10 protein-coding genes are annotated in these 14566 nt (G+C 37.7%); 4 read left to right on the plus strand and 6 right to left on the minus strand.

Annotated features, from left to right (window positions below):
- The first annotated feature begins 176 nt into the window (after window positions 1–176).
- Window positions 177–2285, plus strand: a complete 2109-nt coding sequence (recG, locus tag ACFIJK_RS04820) for an ATP-dependent DNA helicase RecG (RefSeq protein WP_375626919.1) — start codon at window positions 177–179, stop codon at window positions 2283–2285.
- Between the two features lie 392 nt (window positions 2286–2677).
- Here the strand turns inward: recG and glmS are convergent, their stop codons facing one another.
- The 5 genes from glmS to ACFIJK_RS04845 all read right to left on the minus strand — a co-directional run bounded on the left by glmS (window position 2678) and on the right by ACFIJK_RS04845 (window position 8223).
- Complete coding sequence (gene glmS, locus ACFIJK_RS04825; RefSeq protein ID WP_375626921.1) at window positions 2678–4501, minus strand: glutamine--fructose-6-phosphate transaminase (isomerizing); 1824 nt, start codon at window positions 4499–4501, stop codon at window positions 2678–2680.
- A 173-nt stretch (window positions 4502–4674) separates the two neighbouring features.
- Complete coding sequence (gene glmU / locus ACFIJK_RS04830) at window positions 4675–6024, minus strand: bifunctional UDP-N-acetylglucosamine diphosphorylase/glucosamine-1-phosphate N-acetyltransferase GlmU (protein ID WP_375626923.1); 1350 nt, start codon at window positions 6022–6024, stop codon at window positions 4675–4677.
- 14 nt (window positions 6025–6038) lie between these two features.
- Window positions 6039–6824, minus strand: coding sequence for a cytochrome c biogenesis CcdA family protein (locus tag ACFIJK_RS04835; RefSeq protein WP_375626925.1), 786 nt, complete (start codon window positions 6822–6824; stop codon window positions 6039–6041).
- Window positions 6825–6870: 46 nt separating this feature from the next.
- The gene (locus ACFIJK_RS04840; protein WP_375626070.1) at window positions 6871–7860 is read right to left on the minus strand and encodes a carboxypeptidase regulatory-like domain-containing protein; all 990 of its coding nucleotides are present in this window, start codon (window positions 7858–7860) and stop codon (window positions 6871–6873) included.
- 39 nt (window positions 7861–7899) lie between these two features.
- Window positions 7900–8223 (minus strand): iron-sulfur cluster assembly accessory protein, encoded by a 324-nt coding sequence (locus ACFIJK_RS04845; protein WP_015856510.1) that lies wholly within the window; start codon window positions 8221–8223, stop codon window positions 7900–7902.
- A gap of 108 nt (window positions 8224–8331) precedes the next feature.
- Here ACFIJK_RS04845 and ACFIJK_RS04850 point away from each other — a divergent pair, with 108 nt between their 5' ends.
- From ACFIJK_RS04850 to ACFIJK_RS04860, 3 genes are all read left to right on the plus strand, one after another.
- A complete protein-coding gene (locus ACFIJK_RS04850; protein ID WP_375625971.1) occupies window positions 8332–9534 on the plus strand; it encodes a deoxyguanosinetriphosphate triphosphohydrolase in 1203 nt (400 codons plus the stop codon).
- 30 nt (window positions 9535–9564) lie between these two features.
- Window positions 9565–11322 carry an arginine--tRNA ligase gene (gene argS, locus ACFIJK_RS04855; RefSeq protein ID WP_375626928.1) on the plus strand — a complete coding sequence of 586 codons (1758 nt, stop codon included), beginning with the start codon at window positions 9565–9567 and terminating at the stop codon, window positions 11320–11322.
- Window positions 11323–11473: 151 nt separating this feature from the next.
- Complete coding sequence (locus tag ACFIJK_RS04860) at window positions 11474–14011, plus strand: SPOR domain-containing protein (protein ID WP_375626930.1); 2538 nt, start codon at window positions 11474–11476, stop codon at window positions 14009–14011.
- A 176-nt stretch (window positions 14012–14187) separates the two neighbouring features.
- Here ACFIJK_RS04860 and ACFIJK_RS04865 read toward each other — a convergent pair whose 3' ends face one another.
- On the minus strand, window positions 14188–14463 hold the full coding sequence (locus tag ACFIJK_RS04865; protein WP_375626932.1) for a hypothetical protein: 276 nt from the start codon (window positions 14461–14463) through the stop codon (window positions 14188–14190).
- Between the last annotated feature and the right edge of the window lie 103 nt (window positions 14464–14566).

A 14566-nucleotide genomic window follows, 5' to 3' on the forward strand; every position in this document is an offset into this window, starting at 1 on the left:
TAAGCACTTTAATTTTTACACCCTTTTATTGTATTTATCTTTAAATATTAATTTTTCTTCCTAAAATTCAATGTGTAAATAATATGTAAATAAAGCAACCTCCTCTTTATGACTTTATCCCCAAAAAGCTCTTCTAAAGGTCTAGAAAAAACAAAAAGAGCAGGTTAAATTTGCTCATGCCTCCAAATCTTCTTACCCCTCTTTTTAATTCTATTCGAACTCTTTCTGGTATTACACCTAAAACCTATGGTTTACTGACCAAACTCTTAAATGTTAATCCTACACAACGCGAAGCAACCCTTATTGATCTTCTTCAATTAATGCCCCATTCCGTCATAGACCGCAGAATGCGTCCCAGCATCGCTTGTGTAAAAGAAGGAGACACTGTTACGCTCGAAATTATCATCGATCAACATCAACCACCGCCCCGTGGTCATAACAAAATCCCCTATCGTGTTATTGCCCATGATCAAACAGGAAAAATAAATTTAGTCTTTTTTCACGCTCAGCCTCTTTGGCTAAAAAAACAACTCCCTGAAGGAAAAAAAGTTACTGTATCAGGAAAAGTTGAATGGTTTAATGGGCAATTTTCAATGGCGCATCCCGACTATATTGCGCCAAGCGAACAATCAAATCAGATTCCTCTCATCGAACCTGTCTATCCCTCTACTGCAGGATTAGCTGCAAAAACACTAAGACGGACTATACAAAACGCTCTTGATTTTATTCCTCTCCTCCCAGAATGGATAGATGAAAATGTGAAAAAGCAGCAAAATTTTTCTTCTTTTTCTGTTGCTTTACGCCGTATCCATGCGCCCATTAACCCCAACGATCTATCCCTAGAAAGTACAGCACGCAAACGTCTTGCCTATGATGAATTGCTCGCTTGTCAATTGGCGCTAGGACTCGTGCGTTTAAAAACCAAATCTCTTGTAGGCACTTCTCGACCAGCAACAGGAATTTATACTAAAAAATTGCTTAATGTCCTCCCCTTTCAACTCACAACCGAACAAAAAAAAGCAGTAGAAGATATCGCAAATGATCTTGCTTCACCAGAACCGATGCTAAGACTACTCCAAGGTGATGTAGGCGCAGGAAAAACTGTTGTTGCATTGATGGCAATGGCACAAATTGCTGAAAATTCAGGACAATCAGCTTTAATGGCGCCAACCGAAGTACTTGCCAGGCAACATTTTGCCACCATCGCTCCTCTTGCCGAAAAGGTCGGATTACAAACAACTCTTTTAACAGGGCGAGAAAAAGGAAAATTGCGGACAAATATCTTGAATGATATTCTATCAGGTCAAGTTTCTATTATCATCGGAACCCATGCTCTCATACAAAACAGCATTACTTATAACAATCTTGCCTTAACCATTATCGATGAACAACACCGTTTTGGTGTCCATCAACGTATCGCTCTTACAGAAAAAGGCAATAAACCTGATATGCTGGTTATGACCGCCACGCCCATTCCGCGCACACTTGTCTTAACAGCTTTTGGTGATATGGATGTATCTAAAATTACAGAAAAACCAATGGGACGACAACCCATTACAACAGCAATGCTTTCTTTGAAACGTCTTCATGAGCTTATAGAGCGAATCGCAATTGCATTAGAAAAAGGAGAAAAGCTCTATTGGATTTGTCCTTTAGTGGAGGAATCGACAGCTCTTGATCTCACTTCAATTGAAAACCGCTTTGCATTTCTCCATGAACGCTTTGGTGCACACGTTGGTATGATCCACGGAAAAATGTCTACAGCAGAAAAAGAAGCCGCTATGGCATCTTTTAAATGTGGAAATACACGTATTTTAGTTGCAACTACTGTTATTGAAGTGGGAGTAGATATTCCAGATGCTTCGATCATTATCATCGAACACGCCGAACATTTTGGCCTTTCACAACTGCACCAATTGCGTGGACGTGTAGGACGAGGCGATAAAAAATCTTCCTGCATTTTGCTCTATAAAGATCCACTGACTAAAACAGCAGCAACACGCCTTAATATTATCCGCAATACAGAAGATGGTTTTGAAATCGCTGAAGAAGATTGGCGTCTGCGAGGCGAAGGAGAGCTTTTAGGTACAAAACAATCCGGAGTCCCTGAATTTCATATAGCAAACCTTGCTGTTCATAGTGATCTTTTGTCAATGGCAAGAAAAGATGCTCGTTTATTTTTACAACGCGATCCTCATCTTTCTTCTCAGCAAGGACAAGCTTTACGGTTGCTCCTTTACCTTTTCGGACACGATGATGCTACACGCCTCTTGCGAGCAGGATAATAAAGACCCTCTAATAAAAATTAAAATACCTCTCTGTTCAAATACGGTTTTCTCTCTTAGAATAACCCATAAACAATCTACGCAATCCCTTACCATCTTTATGCTTCATGAAAGAGTAACAACCCAACAACAGCATCTTTTCTTTCAATCTAAATTATTCTTGCATTAAAACAGTAGAAGAAATATTGCGCATTTTTCTATCATTATATTCACATAGCTGATCTATTTTTTGACAGGTAAGAAAATATTTTTTGTTTTATCGTAAAGAATTTAGAAAGAAAAATCCCGTCTCCGGTATTCTCGTTCAACAGAGAAAAGTGGAAAAAATAAGCTATCATTATCAATCAGTTTCTTACACTTGATTATTCTCCCAAAGATTCAGAAATATACTTTTATTCAACCGTGACTGATTTTGCCAAATTACGGGGTTGATCGACATCTGTTCCTAATAAAACAGCCGTATGATAAGCGATTAACTGAACAGGGAGTGCATAAATAATAGGAGAAATAAATTCTGGAACTTCTGGCAAAGTGATCGTTGATAAAGTCTTAAGACAAGCTACTTCTGCTCCTTTTTTATCGGTTATTAAAATAATACGACCATTACGCGCTACCACTTCTTGCATATTAGAAAAAGTTTTTTCAAACCACCGATCATAAGGTGCAACAACAATAACAGGTATTGTCTCATCCACCAAAGCAATTGGTCCATGCTTCAACTCACCCGCCGCATAACCTTCAGCATGAATATAAGAAAGCTCTTTCAGTTTAAGGGCTCCCTCCAAAGCAATCGGATAAGAAGTCCCACGTCCCAGATAAAGAACACTTTTTGCATTCACTAAATCACGACAAATACATTCAATTTTGCTCTCTAATTTTAAGACCTCATTTAAAATACGTGGAACTTCTGCCAATTGTTGAACCAATTGCTGTTCCATTTGAACAGAGAGATAGCCACGTTGTTTAGCAGCACTAAGTGCTAGTGAAGCAAGCGTTGCCAATTGACAGGTAAAAGCTTTTGTTGACGCAACACCAATTTCCGGTCCGGCAAGTGTTGGAAGAATAAAATCAGCCTCCCTTGCCATTGTTGATTGCTCTACATTCACAATTGTTGCTGTTTTTACACCCCGCTCACGACAATAACGCAAAGAAGCCAATGTGTCAGCTGTCTCACCTGATTGAGAAACAAACAGCGACAACACATCAGATGTTATAGGAGGTTCACGATAACGAAACTCCGAAGCAACATCATTATCAACACTTAAAGCGGCAAATTTCTCAAACCAATAGCGCGCAACTAAGGTTGAATAATAAGCCGTTCCACAACTCGCAAAAAGGAGGCGATGAATATTTTTCCAATCAATCAAATTCTTAAAAGGTCGAACGGCATAATTTCCAAGATCAAGATAATGCGCCAAATTATGAGAAATCACTTCAGGTTGTTCAAACATTTCCTTGTGCATAAAATGGCGATGATTACCCTTAGAAATCAATAAAGCCTCTTCAAGTAATGTTGTCACAGGACGTTTTACCGGTTGATTATATACATCATAAATTGTGACGCCTTCCCGTGTGAGAACAGCCCAATCCCCGTCTTCCATATAGCTAATATAATCAACGAATGGTGCCAAAGCAATCGCATCTGACCCAACAAAAAATTCATCTTTTCCATAACCAATTGCCAGAGGTGGACCAGAACGAGCCGCAATCATAAGGTTATCTTCACCTTCGAAAATAAGAGCAATAGCAAAAGCCCCCTGCAGCCTTTTCCAACTGGTACGCATAGCTTCTTGCGGAGAAAGACCATCTTTTAATGCACGCGTTATTAAATGTGCAATAACTTCCGTATCCGTCTCTGTTTCAAAGATATAACCATCCTCTATGAGTTCCTTTTGCAATTCTACAAAATTTTCAATAATACCATTATGAACAATCGCAAGCTTTTCAGTCACATGGGGATGCGCATTGCGTTCAACAGCAATTCCATGCGTAGCCCAACGGGTATGACCAATCCCTAAACTTCCCTCCAGAGGTGTTTTTTTTAATTTTTCTTCTAAATGAACAAGCTTCCCCTCAGAACGTACACGATAAAGATGCCCATTATGGACCGTTGCCACCCCAGATGAATCATACCCTCTATATTCAAGACGTTTTAACCCCTCAACCAAAGAAGACGTAACACACCTCTTTCCAAGAATTCCAATAATTCCACACATTAAAAAGCTCCAACCCACATCTTTAAGATTTAAATCTTATAAAACAATCCAACAGCCTTTATTTAAAACTATAAATAATAAAATAATTCAAACATGGAGTACGGCAATCTTTAAGAATAAACATCCTATCGATCGTTAGAATAACACGAAACAAAGGAATAAGCTGAAAATAATCATTTTTTCTGTTTGTTTTCTAACAAGCGCTCTCGAAATTTTGTCGCGTAGCCCTCTTTTATTACCTGCCGTGCACGCCCAAAAGCCATACTGTTCATAGGAATATTTTCAGTAATAACACTTCCTGAAGCAACATAAGAGCCATCCCCTATTACCAATGGGGAAACAAGTGCCGTATTAGACCCAACAAAAGCATGATCACCAATCATGGTTTTATATTTGTTAAATCCATCATAATTGCACGTAATCGTACCGGCTCCAATATTGGTATGTGCACCAATTTCAGCATCACCAATATAACTTAAATGATTGATTTTAGAAGATTCTCCTATCTTAGCTTGTTTGACTTCACAAAAATTTCCAATCTTTACGGACTTCGCCAACTCTGTTCCAGGACGCAAACGTGCATAGGGACCAATCTGTGCATCCCTACCAACCACAGCACCTTCGAGATAACTAAATGCATGAATAACAGCACCAGATTGTACTTTCACGCTTAATCCAAAATAAACATTTGGTTCTATCACCACCCCTGGTTCAATTTCTGTATCATAAGAAAAATAGAGTGTTTCTGGCTTTAAGAGTGTAACACCCGATAACATTAAATCGCGCGCTTTACGTTTTTGCCATAAAGAATCAGCCTCAGAAAGCTCAAGACCGTTATTAATTCCTACAATATCTTGAAAAGGAACTTCAACAACACGCACATCTAATCCTTCGCGTGTTGCAAGAGCAGCAATATCTGTTAAATAATATTCTTTTTTCACATTGTTATTACCAACCTTCTCTAAAAGAGAAAGTGCATGTTTTCCACGCATAGCAAGTATTCCACCGTTACAAAAAGAAATCTTTTTTTCTTCATCGCTAGCGTCTTTTTCTTCTACAATTGCGATCAATTGACCATTTTTCTCGAGAAGACGCCCATAACCTGTTGGATTTTGGGTATGAAAACCTGCAAAAACAACATCTGCTCCATCAGCAAGCTGTGCACGCATTTGGTGCAATGAATCTTGCTGAATGAGAGGCGTATCCCCAAAAACAATGAGAACATCATCCACTTCCTTTTGCAAAGCTAAACGAGCAGATAAAACAGCATGAGCTGTTCCTAAACGCTCTTTTTGTTCAAAAATCATCGCATCTTTTACAAATGACTGAACAACGTGCGTAACCTCCTTAGCACCAAATCCCACAACGACTGCTAATTGTGAAGAGCCTGCCAATTCTATTTGTTTTAGAACATGGCATATAAGAGGCAATCCAGCAATTTTATGAAGTACCTTAGGCAGAGACGATTTCATGCGCGTCCCCTCACCTGCAGCAAGAACAATAGAAAGACAACTTCTAACCATAAAAACACATAAGACTAACGAGAAAATCCAAAAAAAATCATAATATCGTGCCAACGAATATCTTCAATATAGCTCAACGAAGGATAATGTTCTAAAAGCCAAAATGAAAGATCCTGCATAGAGCCTGTTAAAAACAAAATCCCTGTAAGAATAAGAAAAACACCAATAATTTTTTCAACTTTTCCTAAATGAATACGAAAAGCTCCTAAAAATCGCATAAAACTGCTCGAAAATAAAGCTGCCAACATAAAAGGAATAGCAAGACCTAATGCATAAACCGCTAATAAGATAGCTCCCTCTCCCACAGTTTCTTTTGTTCCAGCAAGCGTTATAATAGGACCTAAAATGGGGCCAATACACGGTGTCCAACCAAAGGCAAAAGCTAAACCAATAATATACGCGCCTAAAGGACCAGAAGGTGTTTTTTGGGTCTGAAAACGCGCTTCACGAAATAAAAAAGTGATCTTGAAAATCCCCAAAAAATTTAAACCAAAAATAATAATGACAATTCCAGCAGCAAGGGCAAACCAATCACGATAATAACCGATGAATTTCCCAATTGTGCTAGCACTGGCACCTAAAACAACAAAAACAGTCGTAAACCCGAGAACAAAAGCAATAACAGAAGACAATAAAGCCCACCGTATAAAGACTTTCTCATCACGATTTTCTGAGCGAAAATCATCAATACCAACACCTGCCATATAGCACAAATAAGGAGGAACTAATGGCAAAACACAGGGCGACAAAAAAGAGAGTGCCCCAGCAAAAAACACACCAACTGTTGAAATTTCAATCAAAACTCATACCCCGTCTCTCATCATAGTTTACCCCCATGAACAACGATCAATCCACATCTTCATCAATTCGTTGCATATTTTGCTCATTCGCCACCACACTTATATCTTCATCATGACCAGAAACGACTGAAAAAACTTTTTGATAGATTTTATCTTTATTTTTAGCAATTGCAATATACTCTCCCTCCGCTAACACGAGTGAAACATAAGCACCAACTGTTTCATAAACGATATCACCAGAATCATTAGCAAGAGACCAACTGGTATCTGCAAGCGCTTCCCCTCCTTCTTGTCGTACCAGCTTTAAGACAATCTGAGCGGCCTGATGTTCAAGGGTAACTTCTGTCATTTTACCAGCATCCACTTGAATATCCGAACGAGCCGTCGCATTAATAGAACCATAATGGGAAGCAACATGGTAGCGGCCAGCTTTTAAACGCACAACTGATTGGGGTTTAACATTTGATAAAATCACCCCCGTATCATCATTTTCTTTTTCATCCTCATAAATGGTAAAACGTAATTCCTTTTCATTCATTACACCATTGAGCAGTGTTGCATTTAAAATGACACCACCAGCCTCAAGATTAAAGTTTTTTACAAGACTCTGTCCATTTTTTAAACGAATATGGCGCACAGCACTCATATGACCAAATGAGACATGAACAAGATAACTTCCTGGTTCGAGATCAAAACGCGCACTTCCCCCCTTATAGGTTGCCACTAATGGTAATTTATTATCAATCCCTATAATAGGGGCATAAACCCGCCAGACAAGCCCTTTTTCAATATCCGGATAACTATTTGTTAATCGAGCATTCAAAATGAGTTGTGTTTGAGATGCTACATTTTCTTTTTCCTGCTCTTGAGACTTTACAATAAAACTCCTTGATTGTCCCTGCTGCTGATCTTTCCCTTCTCCTTCTTCAGAAAAAGCACAGTGGCTCCAGATCAATAAAGCAAGCACCACGCACAACCATACACATCGGTGCACTATTTTTATAAGAATACCCATTTTCACATTGTTGACCAACATGATATTTTTTTCAAGAAACAATATCACAAAGCCATCATTTTAAATTGAAAAACTTACACCACAACCACATGATGAAACAGCATTGGGATTATGGATTTGAAAAGACTGCCCCATAAGATCATCAACAAAATCAATCTCAGCTCCTTCCATGAAAGGAAGTGATAGTAAATCAATAAACACAACTGCCCCATCTTTTTTGAGAACGAGGTCATCTTTACACATTTCAGAAACCAAGTCATATTTATAAGAAAAACCAGAACACCCACCACCTTCAACAGAAATACGCAATGCTATTTTATCGGGTTCACGCAAAAGTATCTGTGCAATTTTTTTGGCAGCAACATCTGAAATTTTCACATTCATTTTATATATCCTTGCATTAAACCATCAAGAAAGAGTATCCCATATTCAAAGAGAAGTTTATTTGTCATAAACCACTCTCAATTCTAAGATGATAATGGGCAGCTTGCAATGGATATAGGCAATATCAACTTTAATTACCAATCTCGAGCAGTGTACAGTGCTCATCCGCAAACAAGCCGTGGTAGATTATTTCATGAAACGATGAGCGCCACACGCTCACCTTTTCAACGAGATAGAGATCGTATTATCCATTCTAATGCATTTCGACGTCTTAAACATAAAACGCAAGTGTTTATTGCTGATGAAAGCGATCATTATCGTACTCGCCTAACCCATTCCATAGAGGTCTCTCAAATTGCAAGAACATTAGCCCGTGCCCTTTGTCTTGATGAAGACCTTGCCGAAGCCATTGCCCTTGTTCACGACTTTGGACACACGCCCTTTGGCCATGCTGGAGAAGATGCGCTTAATGAAGCCATGATACATTATGGTGGCTTTGATCATAATGCACAAGCATTACGCATTGTCACAAAACTAGAACAGCGCTATGCAAATTTTGATGGACTTAACCTTACATGGGAAACCCTCGAAGGACTTGTAAAGCATAATGGTCCCCTTTTAGGTCCTCACGCGAAGAATAAGGAGGTTCCTATCGATATTTTACAATACAATGCAAAGCAAGACCTTGCACTCGATTGTTTTGCAGGACTAGAAGCGCAATGTGCTGCTATTGCAGATGATATCGCATACAATGCGCATGATATTGATGATGGTCTACGTTCGCAATTTTTAACACTCGATCAATTTGAACATGTTTCACTAACAGCAGCAATATTAAAAGATATAACAGATGAGCACCCCCATCTCGACCAAGCGCGTCGTGGTTACACACTTGTACGAAGACAAATAACAACCATGGTTGAAGATGTTATCAAACAATCACAAGAAAATTTAGCACGCATCAAACCAGCAAGCATAAACGATATTCACCAAGCAAAACAAACTATTGTCACCTTTTCACCAACAATGACTGTTTATGAAAAAGAACTAAAAAACTTTTTATTTAAAAATCTTTACTACCATGAACAAGTTCTTAGTCGTCGCAATGCAGCAAAACGCATTGTACAAAAATTATTCAATTGTTATTATGAAAAACCAAATACAATGCCTGAAAGTTGGCAGAACAAAACAGTGCACTTAAAAAATCAAGAGTTAGCACGTTTGATTGCTGACTTTCTTTCAGGCATGACAGATCACTACGCTCTACGTGAATATCACCGTTTATTTGACCATACAGATAATTTCGTCTAATGGCTTTTGGAATCATCATGGAAGCTAAATATGAATATCTTTAAAAACTTCGAAAAAAAAATTAAGAGATCAATTGAATTATCTGATATAAAAGGGAAAAATGGAGAAGATCTAGATTTATCAAAAATCACTGTTGATCCTCCGCGTGATTCCTCCCATGGTCATTTATCAACCAATGCTGCTATGGTGCTTGCAAAATCTATTGGAATCAATCCGCGTGCACTTGCAGATAAAATCATAGAACTTCTTAAAAATGATTCCTCTATCGAAAATATAGATGTTGCCGGTCCTGGTTTTATAAATATAAAGCTTACAAAATTATTTTGGCAAGATGCTATAAAATCCATGCTTGAATCAGGCACTTCTTATGGTCGTATCCCAATGGGACAAGGAAAACGCGTCAATGTTGAATATGTCTCAGCAAATCCGACAGGACCAATGCACGTAGGGCACTGCCGCGGAGCGGTTGTTGGAGATGTTCTCTCCAATTTGCTGCAATTTACGGGCTATAACATTACGAAAGAATATTATATCAATGATGCTGGTCAACAAATCGAAGTCCTCGCCCACTCTGTACTATTGCGCTATCGTGAGGCTCTTGGGCAAGAAATTAATGAAATTCCAGAAGGGCTCTATCCTGGAGAATACTTGATACCATTGGGACAATCACTTGCTCAAGAGTTTGGTGACCAACTCCTCACGATGGATAAAGATGAAGCCTTATCTCTTGTGAAAGAACGTGCAATTCATGCAATGATGACCATGATTCGCGAAGATTTGGCTGCTCTTAATATTTATCATGATATCTTTTTCTCTGAGCGAATGCTTTATGCAGATAATGCACGCGCCATTCGTAACACCATCAACGACCTCACTTTAAATGGTTATATCTACAAAGGAAAACTCCCCCCTCCCAAGGGAAAAAATACAGAAGATTGGGAACCAAGTGAACAAACTTTGTTCCGTTCAACAAATGTTGGTGATGACCAAGACCGTGTTTTAGTCAAATCTGATGGTTCTTACACTTATTTTGCTGCTGATGTTGCTTATTTTCGGGATAAATTTAATCGTCATTTTGATGAAATGATTTATATTCTAGGCGCAGACCACGCTGGCTATGTAAAGCGGCTAGAGGCAATGGCAAAAGCAATTTCTGGGGATAAAGCTAAATTAAGCGTCTTCTTATGTCAGTTGGTAAAACTTTTTCGCAACGGTCATCCTGTACGCATGTCAAAAAGAGCAGGATCTTTTGTCACTCTACGCGATGTTGTCGAAGAGGTTGGGCGTGATCCTGTGCGTTTTATGATGCTATACCGTAAGTGTGAAGCACCTCTTGATTTTGATTTTGCAAAAGTAACAGAACAATCAAAAGATAACCCCATCTTTTACGTACAATATGCAAGTGCACGTTGTCACTCAGTCTTTCGTCAAGCACAGGAAGCGCTTCATATTAAAAGCTTTTCAAATGATACATTAATCGCCCATCTTCATCGATTAACAGATGACCATGAAATATTGTTAATACGCAAACTTTCTGAATATCCACGTATCATTGAACAGGCCGTCGTTCATAAGGAACCGCATCGATTAGCGTTTTATCTTTATGACCTTGCTTCCAGCTTTCACACCCATTGGAATAAAGGGAGTGAAAATCTCAATTTACGCTTTATTCAACCTGATGATAAAGAGTTATCCTTTGCAAGATTGGGGTTGATACAAGCTGTTATCAATATTTTATCATCAGGACTTACCATCATAGGAGTCGAAGCACCAATAGAAATGCGTTGAAAAAGTTCTATAAATACATACAATAGGTACTCTATTGATAAACTTTTTCATGTATCCTTGCATGAGAGGGGGAAAATTTATAATTTTAATATAACAAATCAAAATCAACCATTGATTGCACGTAAGTGCAAATCACCATGTGAGAAAAGCTATGAGCGATAACGATCGCAAAAATCTACACGAAACAAAACACGATCATGAACACCATGATCCTTTGGAAAGACTTACGCGCATTTTTAATCCGCACAAACAAAGCGGAAACCAAAATGAGCAATCTTCTTTACAGACAGATCGATCAACATCTCACCCCGAAACATCATCCCATGATGATGATTTTTATTTGTCCTTTCTAGAAGAGGAACTTGAAAATAATTTAGCACATGACTTACCGTTTGATGATCAAAAAAAACAATGGGACTTGCATGCAACCAGCAACGCAACAGCCTCAGATATCGCACAAGCTGCTTCTTTCAACCATTCAAAACAAAATAATTTATCTGAAGAGAAATATTCTTCACCTAGCAGTCATGATGAAGAACAAATTTTAGATGAGCTTTCTCCATTACCAATCCCGAAGAACCAATCCCCTCAAGAGAAAACAACAGCAACCAGTGCTGATTCGTTTCATAAAAAAAGTAATCTTATTTCACAATCAGAATCAGAAAATTTCTTTTTTGATAAATCTGAAAGGCGCGAAAATAAGAAAGAGATTCCAGAATCTGTTGAACAAACCAATCGTTTTTCACAAACAAATTCACAACAGCCTAAAGCTACGAATATACAACAAACTCATGATGATAATCAAAACCTCTATGACACTCCTGTAAACCATCCCTATAAAATTTCAGCTGATCAAGAAAATTGGATCAAAAAAGATTATTCTGATGTCTCCTCTTCTTATCCTGATGTCTCCTCTTCTACAGAGGCAAATGAGTTTTTCTCATCTTCTAACCTTATGTCAGAAAGACAAAACACTGCAAGAAATCAAACAAAAAGTACCTTCTCCTCACCTTTGGATTCTCCACCAGTTGATAGACAATCTTATTTAAAGGGGGCTTCACAAGAAGATCATACAACCAATTATCCCCATTTTTTTGAAGAAAACCCTTCACAAAAAGAAACTTATAGCGAAAAAGTTCCAATATATAATGAGGCTCAAGCCCAATACATCAATAACACCGAAAGTACCTCTAACCCAAATAGAGAAATTTCATATGATGAAAGTAATTCAGATGAGTTTCTTTCCTCATCAGCCTCTTTGAATACAAAACAAACGGATGGCTTTTTTGCCCATAACTATACGCACAGAGATACTCCCCCTCCCAATGTTGATACTTATAAATTTTCAGAGGAAATCGTAGAAAAAACTGGCCCTATTATGGTTCCAGAAGTCCCGTATGAAGCGCCAGAATATGATGTGCCAACTAGTGGTGGTTTAGAGGAAGAATTTGCTGATGTACTTAATGTAGGAAATGTCCCAACGGATAATTTTTCTCAAAAACAACAGAAAAATGAGGTTTTTAGTGAAGTTTTTCATCAGTCTATGCAAAATTCAAAAGAAGGTGTTTATATAAACTCTAAAGAACAAAATTCCGACTATTTTTCTTCTGCCAATATGGAATATAATTTTCCCCCTTTTAGCGAGAATTCATCATACACAGGCTCAGATGAAGTTCCCACGCATCCACCAGCTCCTCCTCCCTTAAAAAGTTTTATTTTTGGTAAAACTTTCATTAAAGGTATTTTTATACTTATTTTAATAGGAATTGGATTTGCTGGTTATTCGCACTTTTTTATGTCATCACAAAAAAATGAAGAAACGATCATTATCCACGCTGATAATGCGCCTTTTAAATTCAAACCAGAAACAACTGAACCGAAAAATGATGTTGCACATAATTTAGATATCTATAAGCAAACAACTGAACAAAATGAAAAACAAGAAAACACACAACAATTTCTTATTGATAACTCTGAACAACCTGAAAATTTAAAAGAATTAAATCCTGAAGAATCTTCAAACGCTTCATCTTCTTCTTTAAATGAATCTGATGTTGAAGATGCAGTCACAGAAGCCATAAACCATACTATTCCCACGCAAGAAGTACAAACTGTTATTGTAAATCAAGATGGTACAGTTACACTAGCTCCCGTACATCAAACAAAGGGCAAAACTGCTGCTCAGTCTGAAGAAAACATTGATCAAACTCCTAATGAACTTCAAGATTCGTCCCTTGTTTCGTCGCATGATTCTGATATAAACAATCAAGAAATAGACCTTGATCTCAAAAATAATATTGATAAAATAATCGCAGAAAGTACTTCTAACTCAAATATTGAAGAAAAATTTATCCCTATTCCTTCTCATGCAGAAAGAAATACACAAGTTGAAACACCCGCCGCGTCTCGCCCCACATCATCAAACAAAGTCGCAGCACAAAATTCAGAAAGTTATTACGTACAACTTGCATCTCAACCAACGCATGAGCTAGCTAGAAATTCTTTAAAAAATATGAAATCTAAGTTTGGATTCCTTATCGGTGCCCGTTCTTTAAATATTCAATCCGCTTTTATACCAGGAAAAGGTACTTATTACCGTGTTCGGATTCAAGCGCAAGACCGTAATGAAGCCATAATCCTTTGTGAATCCATTAAAAGTTCTGGTGGAAGCTGCTTCATCACACGCTAAACCAATCATGCAACGGTTTTAACAACCGTTGCATGATTTATTTCCATACCATTTAATTACTTACCAAAAACTTCAGAAATTAAAATCGTCTAATCTTTTTTATGTCTTTGTGCTGACTTTATTCTTTAATCTACGTCGATTTGCGTCCTATCTAAAAGATTATATTTATGAAAAAGTCATTCCGTACCCTTATAAGTATAAGGTACAGGAGGGAGCGAATTTAAATCTTTTTTGGGCGTTGTTACGCTTTGGCTTGTTTCTGGAGTATTATAACGCGAACTATGTTCAGGAGATTTTGCAAAAAAAGATCCTAAAAAACCAAAAATAAACCAGATAATAACGACCGCGAGAAGAATAGCAAAAATACCCTTAGCGATTGAAACACGTTGTTCACTATCTCTTCTTTCTGCTGCCATACGTTCTTCATATGTGTGATAATTTTTATCAATCATAGTAGATTCCTTTTCTCAATTCCCTTACCTTTTAATTTCTAGACAATATGCATATATGAAATTATTCAGATACTTATTTTGAGAAAACGATAATTATAGAAAA

Source organism: Bartonella sp. PS17NMGDW (genome assembly GCF_042193555.1).
In the GTDB taxonomy this organism is placed as follows: Bacteria; Pseudomonadota; Alphaproteobacteria; order Rhizobiales; family Rhizobiaceae; genus Bartonella; species Bartonella grahamii.